Genomic DNA, 16743 nt, shown 5'->3' with positions numbered 1-16743 from the left:
ATAAAGAGAAAGAATGTAAAAAATTAAAGAAAAGTCTTTGTTTTACAAGAAATTTAACATATTTATGTATTTAATATTTATTGTTGCAAATATTTTCTTTTTTTAGAATGATATATCTAAAAAAAGAAAAAACAAATTTTTGAATTATTTTTTTATTTTATTTATAGTTAAATATTGGTTTATTAGATTGAGTGAATATTTTTATTTTATTACTGTTTTTATTGTATTGTTTTAAGTTTTTATTTTTAATGTTTTGATTAATTGACAAAAAAATTAATTAATAATATAATGAAAATATTCAAAGATATTTATAAGGAAAGGGAAATGTTTTTTTGATAATAGATTTTGAAAAGGTGGTGGTCTGGCAAAGAAGTTGTTATAGTCAGCAAGTTTCAGAAAAATAACCTAATTTTTTTAGATATAGAGAAGGAGTAAATTTATGAAAAAAAGTAAAAAAATATTATTAGGTCTTCTAGCCCTTAATTCAATGATTTCTGGCAGTATGTATGCTGCCGCAGGTTCGGTTGCAAATTATAATGATTTGTATAATAAAATAACAAAAAATATTGATTCCGGCAAATCTAATGACGGAAATTACAAAATAATAGAAAATATACTGAATAAAAGAAACAAAGAATTAAAGGATTTATATTTACAGGGGGATTATGTAGTAAAGCCGGAGTATCTTGAATGGCAGATATTTTTTACAGGATTTTACAGTGAAAGAAACGGCGGGGATAATACAAAAGAAAATGCACAGTATCGTTCTGAGGTAGAAGGATACTATGATACAAACGGAAATTTCGTAATGACAGGCGGGGACAAAGACGGAGTTCCCGGAAAGCCGTATTTGCAGCAGCAGGAGCCTAAAGAGATTAACCTTGGGGTGAGTATTCCTATAAAAGGAATGACAAGAGACGAGCTTAATTTAGATATAGTTCCGGCGGGGGAAGTTAATATTGCACCATTTGCAGGAAATATAACACCTCCGGTGATAGACTTTAATAATATACCGGTTAGCTTATCTCCGTTTTCACTGCCTGATGCACCAGTAGTTAATGTGACACCATTGAATATAAATATTCCTGCCTTTGCATTTCCGGGTTCAGGTAATGGTGACGATATGTGGATTTTATCAACTGGAAGTACAGCTCCAGTAGCTCAGATAAATCTGAATAATGACGGACTTGGTAATGCAACAGGAACAATGGGAACTATGAATGTAAATGTAAGCGGGGGAACTTTCGGTGTAAGTATGAGTAATGTTGATGCAGTGGGAGTCAAGGGTGCAGCTCACAGTCTGACAGCAAATCCAAATGGCTATGTTAAAGCAACAGGAATAAATTATACTGGTCTGAATCAGATGGCAGTTATGAAAGATGTAGGTGGTCATGATGTATATCTGGATAACCTGAATATTACTTTCGCAGGAATAGGAACAGCAGGATCACCAAAAATGCTTTTCCATATAGATGCTCATAATGATTACGGGGCATCAGTTTTTCATCTGGGCAGTACAGTCACTACAAATATTACAGGATCGAATCTATTGTTTTTTGGAGTGCAGTACCATTCAGGGGGAACAAATGCACAGAATGCCGGATTAGTAAATGCAGGAACGATAACCACATCAAGCAGCGGAAGCGGGAATACAATATTTACAACACTAGGCAGTCAGGGTGGATCGAATACAAGAAATCTGTATTTTACAAATAATGGTTCGATTACACTAAATGGAGACAGTGAACTTTTGGGACTGATAGATCTTCCCGGGGCGGCAGGTTTCGGAGGAGTCTTTACAAATAACGGAACTATTAATATGGATGGGACTAATTCATTTGGAATAATAGTAAATACAGCAGCAACAGGTTTAGCAAAAATATGGTTTAATTCAGCAGTAAATATAAATGGTACAGGAAATAAGGGTATTATACTGCAAAAAGATCTGGATTATTCACAATCAGTATTTAAATATAAACTTGACGGAACAGACGGTATTGGTCTTTTCACTAATTATGTACCGTCAGTAACAAGAAATATAACAGGATATGATATTTCCACAGGAAGTAATGCAAACGGCGGTACTCTTGTCAGAGTAAACGGAGGTAATTTCTTATTTAATAACACTGGAGTAATTGACCTGAAAGGAACTGATAATTACGGGTTTATATTATCAGGTGCGAATGCAAATGTATCAATAGATAATAATATTACTTCTGCAGGTGACGGTAATATTGTATTATATTCAGAAAATAATGCTTCGTTAAAATATGCCGGAACATTGGAAACTGCGGGGATAGGCTCACATGGAGCTGTAATCGGCAGCGGGGGTAAACTGGATAATTATTCCGGAAAATCTGCTTCATTGAAAGTGTCAGGTGATTCAAGTGTTGCTCTGTATAACAAAGGAACGGTAAATCTGCTGAATGGCGGAACATATACCGCATCAGGAGCCAAGTCAACTATTATATATAATGACGGCGGGACAACAAATATAAAAGGCAGCAACACATATGAACTAGGGTCAAACGGAGTGGGATTCTATGTAAACGGCGGAAAGCTGACACTGGATTCAAACAGCGGTGTATCGAATATAAACATAGGTTCAAACTCAGTTTTATCAAGTGTAAATACAGCAAATGGAATGGCATTTCAAAATGGACAGTTTAATGTAAGTCTAGGGGCGGGGGCGACAGGGTTTATATATAAAGGTACAGGAATGGGAACATTAACAGCTTCAGATGTAACGACATATCTGGGGAATTATTATACAGGGTTAAATAATCTTTATTTCACAATGGATCCTGATTCAAGATTATTCGTGGTAGAAAACTACGGGACAATAAATCTTACTGATGTACAGGCATTAAGTACATCAGGAGCAATAGTAAATATCGTAGGTGCAAATACGGGAAAAGATGCATATTTATGGAAAGGCGGGCTTATCGTAGACAGCAGTTACGGAACAATAAACCTTGATAACCCTTCAAATGCATTAAACAGTGTGGACAGATCAGCAGTTGGTGTGACTTTGAGTACAGGGGTTACTTTGAAAGGTACACAAAGCAGTCAGATAGGGCTTGCTGATGTGGATATTTATAACATGAACTATGTAAAAATGGTTAATAATGGAAGTGTTGATCTAAGCGGTTCTAATTCAATAGGAATATATACTAATAATGGAACTATAACAAATAACGGAACAGTATCAGCTACCGGAACAAATAGTGCAGCATTATATGGAGAAAATTCCACTTCAATAACAAATTCGACAGCAGGAATAGTAACTGTGGGAAGTAACGGGGTAGGGATTTACGGAACTTCTTACCAAAACCCTCTAAGTGTACCGACATACGGAAGCGGAACTATAAGTATACAGAATGATGGTATGATAACTGCAAATACAGGTACAGAAGCTGTAGGTATATATGCCAATAATAATAAACCGGGTGGAACAGTTGCTGATTCAACAGTTAATTTATCCACAGGGACGATAAATATACAGAATTCTGAAAATGGAACAGGTGTCTATGTAAATAAAACAACACTAACAGGCGGAGCAGCTGTAATAACTGTAGGTAAGAACAGTACAGGACTGTATGCAAAAGACAGTAATGTGACTTTGACAGGTTCAACTATAAATCTCTACGGAGATAACGCTTTAGGGCTGTATCTGGACGGAAGTACGAATTTTACAGGATCAGGGACTATAAATATAGCAGGAAAAAATGTAGTATTATTTAATATGGCATCAAGCGGAACTATATCAAATAATTTTACTGTGGGAACAGTGGCTTCAGGGTCAACATACACTATTGGAAATATAACAGGAGGAGTATTTGAATATACTGGAAACACTGCGCTAAGTTCTAACGGATCACTAATAACAGGTCAAAATGCGGCAGTTTATCTGAATGGTTCCACTATAACAGCTAATTCAGGGTCAACAGGAGCAGCGGCAATTGCGCTGGACGGGCAGTATACTGGAGCAACACCGCTTCCGGCGGGGATGACAGCAGGGATAGACGGCGAAAATGCGGGAACAATAACACTGGAGAATAGTTCTGTAGGTCTTTACGGTAAGAATGGAACAAGATTAAGCTAATAACAGTAGGAGACAGCTCGGCTGGTATGATAACATCAGGAACAGGTTCACTGGCTCAAAACAGCGGAACAATAACAATAGGTACAGGGTCTCAGGGAATGTTGGTAACAGACAGTGTAACAGCCGGGAATCTGGCCGGAGGAATAATTACAGGAACAGGAGTAAAAACAATAGGAATATATGCTAAAAATACAAGCGGGACAATAACAAATGCAGGAAATATAGCATTAACAGGAGACGGCTCTATAGGTATTTATACAGAAGGAACAAACGTGAAAACAATAAATAACAGCGGAACACTTACTATGGGAGACTCAACTAATCCAAGCAATCCGTCAATAGGGATTTACAGCAATAATGCCGGAGATACCATTACAAATACGGGAACATTAAAATCAGGAATAAATTCAATAGGAATATACAGCGCCGGAGGTATAGTAAATCAAAATAATATAATGAGTATAGGCGATACAGGAGTAGGGGTTTATATCACAGACGGAACTGTTACAACAGGGGCATCTTCAGTATTTAATTTCGGAACGAATTCAGCTGTGGGTGTATACGGGATAAGAACAGCAGCAGCAAATAATTCATCAATGAATACAGGGAACGGTAATTACGGATTTATATTAACTGACGGTACATTTACAAATAATGCCTCAAATGTAACTATGGGGACAGATTCAGTATTTGTTTACAGTTCAGGAAGCGGAACAGTAACAAATAATTCCGGAACTGCAATAACAATGAATGGTTCTGACAACATAGCCTATTACACAGTAAAAGGTGCAAATGTTCTGAATAACGGAGTAATTACAGGAACAGCAGGGGCAAATAATATAGGAATATATAACGTAGACGGAAGTATAACAAACAATAGTTCTGTAACAGTGGGAGATTCTACTTTAGTATATGTAACAAACAGTAAAGGGGAATCAGTACTTGATACAGCAAACAGCAAGTACGCAGTAGGAATTTACGGTGAAAATTCAGCTGTAGTAAATAATGCTCCAGGGAATATAAGTGTAGGAGCCGGCGGTATAGGCATTACAATAAAAGGCGGTACTGCAGAAAATAATGGTGCTATAATCGGTTCAGGCAAAGGTACAATGGGAATGTATTCAGAAAAAGGAGATGCTGTAAACAGAGGGACTATCACAATAACAGGTGATGATTCTATCGGTATGGCAGGAAACGGGGCAGGTTCCCAGATAGAAAACTACGGAACTATAAAAGTTTCGGGGACTAATGCAATAGGTATGTTTGGGAATGCCGGAGCTATAGTGGTAAACGGAGGAACTATTATAGCAGATGGAACTAACGCACAAGGAATAGTTCTTTCAAGCGGTTCTAAATTAAGTAACCTTGCAAGCGGTGTTATAATACTAAACGGCGGACTTCCTGTGCCGAATTATTATGTAGAAAGCGGGGACAGCTATACTACTCCTACAATAATAAACTCAGGAGTAATAAAAGTATCTGAAAAATTCGAGACAAACGGTGTAGATGTAATAATAAAAGTAGATCCTACAACAGTGAGGAAGCCTACAACATCAGAAGTAACATCTAATGGCTATGACCTTGGAGATACAGGAGCAGAATATCTGATATCAAATGCTGTAAGAATAGAGGCACCGTCATTTAGTGTGACTTCACCGTTAAAGATAACGGGTAACTTTGCAGAAGGAACAAATATAAAAAAATATAAGCTGGAAGATATGATAGTTCCGGGAAGCGGAAATGGTGTAGATGCAGGAATAATCCCTGTAGTAAGTAAGTCTTTGACATGGACAGCCACACCAGTGTATAATGATGCGGGAAATGTAGATATATGGATGGAAAAAATAGACTATACCAAATTTACAGACGGTTTATGGTATCAGGATTTTGGGCGTGCACTTGAAGATAATTATGAAACAGCAGGTGCCGATGGAATGAAAATATATGATAAAATAGATGTAATAGAAACAGAGAAGGACTTTAGACATGTAATGGCAAGTCTTGCAGGAAATGTTTATGCTAACATAAATCAGAGGGAAGAGGATATGGCAAGAGCATTAGAAGGATCTCTTGATCTGCTGTCTAATTCTCAAAACAACACTAAAGAAAATGTAAAAATAAATATTATAGCTGGTAAAGGTGAGAATAAAGATGACACTGACGGAGTAACGGGTTATGATTACACAACAGCAGGTGTACTTGCACTGCGTGAAGTAGAAAGAACATACAGACACACATTTGGCTATTCACTTGGATATCTGCATACAGGATTTGAATTCAAAGACGGTAATGAAAGTGAAGAATGGGTAGACACAATTCAGCTTGGGGCACATAATAAATATGCTGTAGACGGATGGAAGCTGAGAAACGATCTTACCGGAAGAGTAAGTTTCCATAATATTGACAGAAATATAGACTGGCCGAGTCCTAACGGAAGGTCAGAGATGAACGGGACATATGAAACATACAGTATAACAAGTGATAATATACTTGGCAAAGAAATAGGACTATGGAAAAATACAAGTATAACACCATATGGTGCATTCAGGGTGATGTATGTAACAAGACCGACATTCAGTGAAACTGGACTTGAAGCTCTGGAAGTAGAAGGAAATGATGCATGGAGCGTAAAACCAAGAGCGGGTCTGGAACTAAAAAGTGCCCTTCCTATAGGAAATTCAGCGTGGCAGCTGAAAGGATCACTAGATTTTGCATATGAATATGAACTTGCTGATCTGAATGAAAGGGAACAGGCAAGATTAATATCTGTGGAGAGCGGATATCATAAGCTTTCAAAGCCCGGTGACGAAAAAGGAGCATTTAGAACAGGTCTTACACTGGGAGCAGAGGTAGTAGACAGATATGGGATTTTCTTAACAGGGGAATATAAATATGAGGATAATGACAAAGATGACTACAGGGCAGGGGTTACTCTTAAGGCAGTATTTTAATAATATAAAAAAGTAAATTTTAAACGTGGAAACAGGGCATAAGTCCTGTTTCTTTTTAATAAATGAATCATTTATTAAATATAAGAATGAAATAAATGCGGTAATCCAGCATTCATGGAACAGAGATAAAATAAAATGAAATCCTGCCTTGAAAAAATATTGGTAATATTGTAAAATTGCTATATGTGGGAGGATACATGAAAATCTTAGAATTTTTAGATAAAAAGGCTGTAACAAAGCTCAAAAAGGAAATAAAAGCAGCTTCGGGGAATGAAGTCTTTTTCAGGGGGATTCCCAATGAAGAAGGAATAGTTACAGATGTGGAAGTAATTGCCAGAGGAAATGAATATTCCGTAGCGGCAGTTTTGAACAGAATGAAAAAGAATGAAATAATAATACATAATCATCCGTCAGGATTACTGGTTCCTTCTGATAATGACGTACAGATATCATCTGTGTACGGAGAGCTGGGCGGCGGTTCCTACATTGTAAATAATGAAGTTAATGATATATATGTACTTGTTTCTTTGAAAAAACATATAAAGATAGATATAGATAAATATTTTGGAGATGCCGGGGTAATTAGAAACAAATACCCTGATTTTGAGATAAGAGACGAACAGTATAAAATGTCTAAAAACATTGAAAAATCTCTTAATGAAAATAAAAAAGCACTGATAGAGGCTGGGACAGGAACAGGCAAAACACTGGCTTATCTCATTCCTACACTGGAATATGCTCTGGAGAATAATCTGAAAGCTGTAATATCTACCAATACAATAAATCTTCAGGAACAGCTTATTAATAAAGATATACCTCTGGTAAAGGAATTGCTGGGGCAGGACTTTAAATATACCCTTGTAAAAGGAAGAGGAAATTATCTCTGTAAGAGAAAACTGCAGAATGCTATTATGGAGGAAAGCGACGACAGCGAGGAGAAAGACATCCTGCTGAATCTCCAGAAATGGAATGAAACTACAAAATACGGTGACAGAAACGAACTAAGATATGAACTGAGTTTTGAAATATGGGAGAAAGTAAACTGTGAACTGGATTTGTGTACTAATGTGAAATGTCCGTATTTTTCAAGCTGCTATTTTTTTAATGCGAGAAAAGAAATAGGGAAATCAGATCTTCTTGTAGTAAATCATCATATGTTTTTCGCAGATTTATCTATACGAAGTGAGATAGGTTTTAATACAGATTACTCGATACTGCCTAATTATGATATTTTGATTTTTGATGAAGCGCATAATATAGAAGATACAGCAAGAAGTTATTTTACCAGCGAGGTATCGAAGTATTCATTTGGTAAATTAATGGGGAATATCTATAACAAAAGAGTCAGAAATTATAATAAAAGCGGAATTTTTGTAAGAACATTGATTTATCTGAAGGATAATCTTGATCCCGAGGATTATGAAATTATTGATAAACTAAAAGAAGAAGAAATAATTGAGAATTTAAATAAATATTATGATAAAATAATAGAAATATTTGACAGGTTTCTGCTTGGTTTTTCTAAAGACAGCGAGCAGATGGAAGTAAAAAAGAGATTTGATAAGGATAATATAAAAAAAAGCGTTCTCTGGAAAGAGATAATGAGGCTCAGAAAAGAATCAGTACATCTTTACAGTGTAATGATCAGAGGTATTACTAAGTTCACAAATGAAATTGACAAATTCAGACTTGAGGATGAAAACGGAATAATATTTGATTTTAAGAAATATATAGAAAGAGTAAAGGTATTCATGAAAGACCTTCTGTATATACTTGATTCAGATCAGGAAGATCACGTTTACTGGGCTAACATAAATCTCAGAAAGGGAAGCATAAGAATTTATGCGACGCCGTTTGAAGTGGCAGATGATCTGGAACATAATTTATTTGCTAAAATGGACAGAATACTTTTTACGTCGGCAACACTTGCCGTGGAACAAAAATTTGATTATTATAAAAAAAATATAGGTCTTGAAAAAAAAGGAATAATAGAAGAGATAATTGATTCCCCTTTTGATTATGAAAAACAAATGAGGGTCTACATACCTGATGATACTAAAGATCCTAATTCACTTGAATTTTTCTCTGATATTTATGACTTTATAAAAAAACTTGTGATAAATACCAAGGGAAGATGCTTTTTACTGTTTACATCTTATTCTTCACTGAATTTTATATATAACAAAATCAGGGGAGAGCTGGAGAAAAAGGGATATACACTTTTGAAGCAGGGTGAACTTCCAAGACATGAAATGATAGAAATGTTTAAAATAAAAGATAAGGCGATATTGTTCGGGACGGATAGTTTTTGGGAAGGGATAGATGTTCAGGGGGACAGCCTGAAATCTGTAGTAATAGTAAAACTGCCGTTTAAGTCTCCGGAAGATCCTGTGACAGAGGCTATAATAGAATATATGAGAAAAAATAACCAGAATCCGTTTATGAATTATCAGATTCCGCAGGCTGTGATAAAATTTAAGCAGGGAGTGGGAAGGCTGATCAGAAGTAAGACTGATACAGGAATCATAACAATACTGGATAACAGGGTTATAAAAAAGGCTTATGGTGAAAAATTTTTGAAATCTTTGCCAAAAACGTCTATAATAAAAGGAAACAGAGAGTATATTCTGGAAGAAGAAAAAAAGTGATGTTGGATGCTTGATTATGTAATCCACAGGATGGGTGTTTAATAGATGATTTTATAGATTGGGTTAATGGTATAAATAAAGTTGTTAAAATTTACGTTTGAGAGAACTTTAGCACCTTGTTTTCTCTGCATTTTGCAAGTGAAAATAAGGTAGAGGCACAAGAGTTTTGACAACGTAAATATAATTGTCTACGGGATCCTAGTTAGACAAAACTCTAGCACCTTATCTTATTTGCATTTTGACAGTGAAAAAATGTAGAGGCACAAGAGTTTTGACAACGTAAGTATAATTGTCTACGGGATCCCAGTTAGACAAAACTCTAGGGAGGAAAAATGAGACTGAATTTTTTTGGAAGAGAAGTAACAATAACAGTTGATGATAAAAAAATAAATAAAAAAGGTATAGTTTCCAGTTTCATACTGAATAATAAATTCAGATACAGATTTCTTCTGTTAAGTACCATGTTCCTTATCTTTGGTATTTTTATGGAAACTAAAAGAATAAATATCAGCTATCACATAGGAGATAAAGCAACAAAAGATGTAATAGCCTATAAAGATGTGGTATATTACAAAGATCTGCTGGATGAAAGCGTAAAAAACAGAATTATAGAAAATACTACTCCTGAATATGACAGAAACAAAGAAGTAGAAGATAATTCAGTCTCACAGCTGAATACATTTTTTGATTCCATAGACAGGTTTAAGCTGCAGCCGGAACTGGATAACGCCGAACTGAAAAGCTTTATAGATGATAATAAACTAAATCTTACTGTAGATGAATTGAAAACTATAGTACTAAGAGACAGCAGTTCTTATATTCTGTCACTTGCAAATGATGTGAGGAAAATCTACGCCGAAGGAATAGTAAAAAAAGGCGATTTTGATAAAATAGTCGCTTCAAAAGACTATAAACTAGGGCCTGAAGAGAAAAAACTGCTGAAAAACTTTATGGTAATAAATATGAAGTTTAATCAGGAAAAAACAAAAGAAAAAATTGATAAAAACTTAGAATCATTGAAAAATCAGGAAATAAAAATATACAAAGGCGATGTGGTATTGAAAAAAGGCGACGTAATAACAGCAGATGCTTATGAAAAACTGGAAAAACTGAGCATGGTAAAAGTAAGCGATAAAGCCAGAAAAACTACAGGATTGCTACTTTCATTTGTTATTTTATCCATGGTTTTATATTATATTTTAAAAAAATACTCAAAAAAAATAATGGACTCAAAAGCATTTTATCCGAGCCTTATTACAGTAGCAATATTAAATCTTATATATCTGGCATTCTTCCAGACGGGATTTTTACTGTACCTTTTACCTTTTGCAATAGTGCCTATAATTCTTTCTATTTTGGGGGATAAGGTATTTGCCATAACTTTGTCAGTGTTTAATCTGGTTCTTCTTACAAGAGACGAGACATGGTTCCTGATAACTTTAGGTGTAACAGTAGTGGCGATATATCAGGCTTCAGCATTGGTAAACAGAAGTGAATTCGTAAAATTAGGGGTATTTCTCGGAGTGTTTCAAGCGGTACTTTCTGTGGCATACGGGCTTGTGAACCAGTTTCCTATGACTATACTGGGACTTCTTATTATACTGTCTGTTTTCTCAGGAATACTCACAGGAATGATATGTCTGGCGCTGCTGCCGTTCTTTGAGAACACCTTTGACATACTGACCAATATAAAACTTCTTGAACTAAGCGACTTTTCACATCCTTTATTGAGAAGTCTGCTGGTAAAAGCATCAGGTACATTCCACCACAGTATTATGGTGGGTGCACTTGCGGAAAGAGCGGCGGAATCAATAGGGGCAAATGCCACTTTTGCAAGGGTGGCGTCGTACTATCATGATATAGGAAAAATGAAAAGACCTAATTTCTTTGTGGAAAACCAAAAAGGAAGGGAAAATCCTCATAATCATATAAAGCCTACATTAAGTGCATTGATTATTATTTCTCACACTAAAGACGGTGTGGCAATGGGGAAAAAATATAATCTTCCAAAAGAGATTCTGGATATAATGGTAGAGCATCACGGTACTACACTTGTGCAGTATTTTTATAATAAGGCAAAAGAAGAAGGCGAAGAGATAAGAGAACAGGATTTCAGATACAGCGGGCCAAAACCAAGAACAAAAGAATCAGCAATAATATTAATGGCAGATACAATAGAAGCAGCAGTGAGAGCAGCAGAAGACAAAACAAAAGAAAATGTGGAAAGTCTTGTAAGATATCTGATAAAATATAAGATAGAGGACGGACAGCTTTCATCTGCGGATATAACTCTGAGAGAGATAGAAGTAATAATAAAAGCCTTTCTGGATGTACTTCAGGGAGCTTACCACCAAAGAATACAATATCCTAAAGTAGGGGAAAATAAAAAATTAGTGGAAGATGAGGATTTTAAACATGAGTAATATAGAAATAACTTATGATATTTCAGATGTACAGGAATTTATGGATGAAGAAAAAATAAACGAGTTTGTGGATCTGATCCTTGAACATGAGAAAGTGGAAAATATAGAAAATATATATATATCATTTTTGATAACTACAAATGAGGTAATAAAGAACATCAACAGTGAATACAGAGGAAAAGACACTCCGACTGATGTTATTTCGTTTGCCTATAATGAAACAGAAAATATAGGGCCTTTTAATATTCTGGGAGATATAATAATTTCCGAGGAAAAAGTAAGGGAACAGGCAGAAGAATATGAACACAGCGTAGAAAGAGAATTTTATTATGTATTATGTCACGGGATGCTTCACCTGCTGGGATATGACCATATTGACGAAGAAGATAAAAAAGTAATGAGAGAGAAGGAAGAGCAGTTACTAAAAGAAATTGGCTATGAGAGAGGCTGATCACAGTGAAGAAATTTAAATTTTTTAAAAAATATCAGGATCTGGACTGGGATATAAAAAAAGAAAGAGAACGGGACAGGAAAATAATAGACAGCTTTAACTTTGCCATAGAAGGTACCATTGAAACAATAAGACATGAGAAACATATGAAAGTACATGTTTTTGTATCAATTGTTATAATTACCATTGCCATACTGACTAATATAAGCAAACTGGAACTGATGGTTCTGGCTCTGACTATTTCGCTTGTTCTTATTACCGAACTGATAAATACCTCAGTAGAAGCAATCGTGGATTTAATATCTCCCGAAAGGCATGTTCTTGCCAAACTGGCAAAAGACGTAGCAGCAGCCGGTGTTTTGATAGCGGCAATAAATGCAATAATAGTAGGATATCTGATTTTTTATGATAGAATACTGAATATATTTAATACTAATCTCCAGATTACCAGAATAGCAGCAAGAACAGGGAATATAGTGGCAATAACACTGGGACTTATATGTCTTATAGTTGTTACGCTAAAGGCCTTCTGGGGAAAAGGAACACCGCTTGAAGGAGGAATGCCGAGCGGACACAGTGCAATAGCATTTTCTATTTTTGCAATGATTTTATTTCTGACAAGTGATATCAGAATACTGCTTCTTGGATTATTAATGGCACTTTTAGTAGCACAAAGCAGGGTAAAATCAAAAATACACAGTTTTAAAGAGGTACTTGTAGGAGGAGCAATAGGTTTTTTGACGACTTTTTTGATCTTTTCTATAATATCTGCCTTTGGCGGCTTATATAATTAAATAAGAATAGATAAATAAAAATTAGGAGGAAGAATTAATGTCAAAAGAAATATTGGTATTAGGACACAAAAACCCTGATACAGACAGTATATGTTCAGCAATAGCCTATTCGGCTTTAAAAAATAAAACAGGAGCAAATACAATACCGATAAGACTCGGTGAGATTAATAAGGAAACAGAGTATGTTCTGGAACATTTTAATGTGGAAAAGCCAAGATTACAGACAAATATAAGCGGGGAAAGTGTAATACTCGTGGATCATAATGAAAGAACACAGACAGCAGACGGATTTGAAGAAGCTAAGATTCTGGAACTGGTGGATCACCACAGAATATCGAATTTTCATACTGATGAGCCTCTGAAAGTAAGAATGGATATAGTAGGATGTACTTCTACACTGGTTTTTGAGCTGTATAAAGAAGCAGGACTGGTTCCTGAAAAGAATATAGCAGGATTAATGCTGAGTGCAATAGTGTCTGATACTCTCTTATTTAAGTCGCCTACATGCACTGACAGAGATGTGGCAGCTGCAAAAGAACTGGCTGTTATTTCTGGAACAGACCTTGAAAAATACGGTATTGACATGCTTATAGCAGGAACAAACCTAGATGATAAAACTAATGAAGAACTGCTTAATATGGATATGAAAATATTTGAGATAGATACTCTTAAACTGGCAGTTGCTCAGGTAAGTACTGTTGACACAAATAAACTGCTTGCTAAAAAAGCAGAACTTGAAAAATCAATAAGTGATTTTATAACAAAAGAAAATCTTGATATGTTTATGTTTGTAATTACTGATATACTAAATAACAATTCTGTAGCAATGGCAGCTGGAAGCAGAGCGGATATAGCGGAAAAAGCTTTTGGACAAAGCATGAATAACGGAATTTTGACACTGAATGGAGTAGTTTCAAGAAAGAAACAAATTATTCCGCCTTTAACTAAAGCAGTACAAAATTAATAAATAAGGAAGATAAAATATGCCGGATACGGCAGTGATTTTATTTTCCTTTTTTAAATATACGGATATTCTATAAAGATTTTAGTATTTATAACTCTCTGTGTCCCCTGAAAGAAGTTTTGTAAAAACAGGACTTTAATGGAGAAAAATTCTATGTTTTGTGGTATAATTAATGGAATATATCAGAATAAATTAAGTGTTTTATGAAGAGAAAAGGTGGTCGCTTATGGGAATAGGAAAATTAAATTTTAAGAATACTGTAAGTAATGTTTTTAAAAAGTTTACTTTTGAGGAAATAGAGAAAAAGCTAAGTAAAAAAGACGGAATAAAATACGAAGATATAAAATTCGGCTATGACTCAAAAAGTTTTGATGAAAGGCTGAAATTATTAAACCTTACAAAAGAACAGGAAAATCTTATATTGGGTGATAACAGGGAAAAAGATCTGGAGACATATGGTCTCAGTATAGAAAATTACATTGGGATTGCCAAAGTTCCTGTGGGAATAGCAGGGCCTATAATTATAAACGGCAGTCATGCACAGGGGAAATTTTATGTACCTATGGCAACTACTGAAGCTGCAATGCTCGCATCCTATACAAGAGGAAGCCAGCTGATATCAGAAGTCGGAGGATGCAGTGCATTTGTTTTGAGCGAGGGAGTATCAAGATGTCCGTGTTTTTTATTTAAAAATATGCTTGAAGTGGGAAAATTCCTGCTTTGGCTCAGTGAAAACGAAGAGCGGATAGTGGAACAGGCGGAAAGTACATCAAGATATGCCAGAGTAAGGGATATAAATATAACAGTGGAGGGAAACAGAGTATACCTTAATGTTATTTATACCACAGGAGATGCCTCAGGACAGAATATGGTGACTATAGCCACTGAAAAAGCCTGTGAATACATAGAGAAAAATTCTGCGGTAAAGCCGGAAAAATGGTATGTAGAAGCGAATATGTCAGGTGATAAGAAGGCATCTTCCCAGTCATTCCAGAGTGTAAGAGGTAAAAAGGTAGTATGCGAAGTAGTAATACCAAAAGAACTACTGAAAAAAAGATTAAATGTAACTGCCCGTGAGATGGAAAAGTTTTATCAGGTAACGCAGAACGGCGGGATACAAAGCGGTGTATTCGGGAATCAGGGACACTACGCCAATGCTCTTGCGGGAATATATATAGCCTGCGGTCAGGATGCAGCATGTGTTTCTGAATCGTCTGTAGGACTTACGAGATTTGAGGCACTTGAAGATGATAGTCTTTATGCTTCGGTAACACTTCCCAATCTTATTGTGGGAACAGTGGGCGGAGGGACAATTCTTCCCACACAGAAAACATATCTTGAAGTTCTAGGGGCATATGGAGCGGGAAATGCCGGTAAATTTGCTGAAATAGTAGCAGGAATGTGTCTGGCAGGAGAATTATCCATATCTGCTGCAATATGTTCGAATAATTTTACAAGAGCTCATAAGATTTTTTCAAGGATGAGAAATAAAAAGGGGGAATAATGACATTAAAGACGTTATATATTTATCAGAAAGAGAGATTTCCGGTATTTAAACATGGTCTTTTGATATTGATTCTTTCAGTTTCCACATTGTGCTTTGTGCAGATACTTCAAAATAATTTTGTATTTCCGGTACTAAAAGATATAATTATTGTTTTTGTTATTATGTTTATATTTTTTCTTCAGTTAAGAATAGCAGACGAGTTTAAGGATTTTGAAGAAGACATGAAATACAGGGCTTACAGACCTGTGCCAAGAGGGCTTGTAACACTGAAAGAATTAAGGAATATAGGTATCGGGGGATTTTTAATACAGGTCATACTAATTTTACTTTTTAATAAAAATGTCCTTATAATATTTTGTTTAGTTTATCTGTACATGTTACTTATGACAAAAGAATTTTTTGTTCCTGAATGGCTGAATAAACATCAGGCTGTTTATGTTTTTTCACATATGATTATCATGATATTATTTCATTTATTTATTATTATTTATCAGTTTGGCGCATTTCCGGAATGGAAATATCTGCCGTATGTTTGTTTATACCTGATAATAGGGTTTTTAAATGGAATGTGTACTGAAACAGGAAGAAAAATAAGGGCTCCGGAAGATGAAGAAGACGGGGTGTCAACATACAGTAAGTTATGGGGAATAAAAAATTCAGTATTAATATTCGTTTTTATACAGATACTAAGCTTTATTTTATGTATGGTAACGGCTGTAAAAACAAACTCTCTGGCTCTGACAGGAATATTGCTTGGATTAATAGTGACAGTAACAGTGATAAAATCATTTGAATTTATAAAAAAACGTAAAAACGGAGGAATATTTGAAATAATTTCAGGGGTATGGATATTGGCAGTATATTTAATGCTGGGAATAATTCCGCTGATTAAGGGGTAGA

Annotated in this window: 9 protein-coding genes; all 9 read left to right on the top strand. The window is 35.2% G+C overall.

What is annotated here, in order from left to right; translation table 11 throughout:
• Window positions 1–439: 439 nt before the first annotated feature.
• The 9 genes from NK213_RS00870 (at window position 440) to NK213_RS00830 (ending at window position 16742) form a co-directional block, all read left to right on the top strand.
• Complete coding sequence (locus tag NK213_RS00870) at window positions 440–4105, top strand: hypothetical protein (RefSeq protein ID WP_253346043.1); 3666 nt, start codon at window positions 440–442, stop codon at window positions 4103–4105.
• Window positions 4106–4131: 26 nt separating this feature from the next.
• Window positions 4132–7056 carry an autotransporter domain-containing protein gene (locus NK213_RS00865; protein WP_253346042.1) on the top strand — a complete coding sequence of 975 codons (2925 nt, stop codon included), beginning with the start codon at window positions 4132–4134 and terminating at the stop codon, window positions 7054–7056.
• 197 nt (window positions 7057–7253) lie between these two features.
• Complete coding sequence (locus NK213_RS00860; RefSeq protein ID WP_253346041.1) at window positions 7254–9704, top strand: helicase C-terminal domain-containing protein; 2451 nt, start codon at window positions 7254–7256, stop codon at window positions 9702–9704.
• A gap of 332 nt (window positions 9705–10036) precedes the next feature.
• Entirely contained in the window at window positions 10037–12127 is a 2091-nt protein-coding gene (locus NK213_RS00855; protein ID WP_253346040.1) for an HD family phosphohydrolase, read from the top strand.
• A complete protein-coding gene (gene ybeY, locus NK213_RS00850) occupies window positions 12120–12578 on the top strand; it encodes an rRNA maturation RNase YbeY (RefSeq protein WP_371926335.1) in 459 nt (152 codons plus the stop codon). Before NK213_RS00855 ends, ybeY begins: the two co-directional genes overlap by 8 nt.
• Before the next feature lie 5 nt (window positions 12579–12583).
• Window positions 12584–13372, top strand: a complete 789-nt coding sequence (locus NK213_RS00845) for a diacylglycerol kinase (RefSeq protein WP_253346039.1) — start codon at window positions 12584–12586, stop codon at window positions 13370–13372.
• A 37-nt stretch (window positions 13373–13409) separates the two neighbouring features.
• Window positions 13410–14336 (top strand): manganese-dependent inorganic pyrophosphatase, encoded by a 927-nt coding sequence (locus NK213_RS00840; RefSeq protein ID WP_253346038.1) that lies wholly within the window; start codon window positions 13410–13412, stop codon window positions 14334–14336.
• A 226-nt stretch (window positions 14337–14562) separates the two neighbouring features.
• Entirely contained in the window at window positions 14563–15840 is a 1278-nt protein-coding gene (locus NK213_RS00835; RefSeq protein WP_253346037.1) for a hydroxymethylglutaryl-CoA reductase, read from the top strand.
• Window positions 15840–16742 carry a UbiA family prenyltransferase gene (locus NK213_RS00830; RefSeq protein ID WP_253346036.1) on the top strand — a complete coding sequence of 301 codons (903 nt, stop codon included), beginning with the start codon at window positions 15840–15842 and terminating at the stop codon, window positions 16740–16742. Before NK213_RS00835 ends, NK213_RS00830 begins: the two co-directional genes overlap by 1 nt.
• Window position 16743 lies beyond the last annotated feature (1 nt).

This window comes from Sebaldella sp. S0638 (assembly GCF_024158605.1).
Lineage (GTDB): Bacteria > Fusobacteriota > Fusobacteriia > Fusobacteriales > Leptotrichiaceae > Sebaldella.
The sequence above is the reverse complement of the archived record's forward strand: the minus strand, read 5'-3'. Positions and strand labels throughout refer to the sequence as shown.

Coding starts and splice junctions, on each gene's coding strand:
- NK213_RS00870 (WP_253346043.1), top strand. CDS start 440: ATGAAAAAAAGTAAAAAAATATTATTAGGTCTTCTAGCCCTTAATTCA.
- NK213_RS00865 (WP_253346042.1), top strand. CDS start 4,132: ATGATAACATCAGGAACAGGTTCACTGGCTCAAAACAGCGGAACAATA.
- NK213_RS00860 (WP_253346041.1), top strand. CDS start 7,254: ATGAAAATCTTAGAATTTTTAGATAAAAAGGCTGTAACAAAGCTCAAA.
- NK213_RS00855 (WP_253346040.1), top strand. CDS start 10,037: ATGAGACTGAATTTTTTTGGAAGAGAAGTAACAATAACAGTTGATGAT.
- ybeY (WP_371926335.1), top strand. CDS start 12,120: ATGAGTAATATAGAAATAACTTATGATATTTCAGATGTACAGGAATTT.
- NK213_RS00840 (WP_253346038.1), top strand. CDS start 13,410: ATGTCAAAAGAAATATTGGTATTAGGACACAAAAACCCTGATACAGAC.
- NK213_RS00835 (WP_253346037.1), top strand. CDS start 14,563: ATGGGAATAGGAAAATTAAATTTTAAGAATACTGTAAGTAATGTTTTT.
- NK213_RS00830 (WP_253346036.1), top strand. CDS start 15,840: ATGACATTAAAGACGTTATATATTTATCAGAAAGAGAGATTTCCGGTA.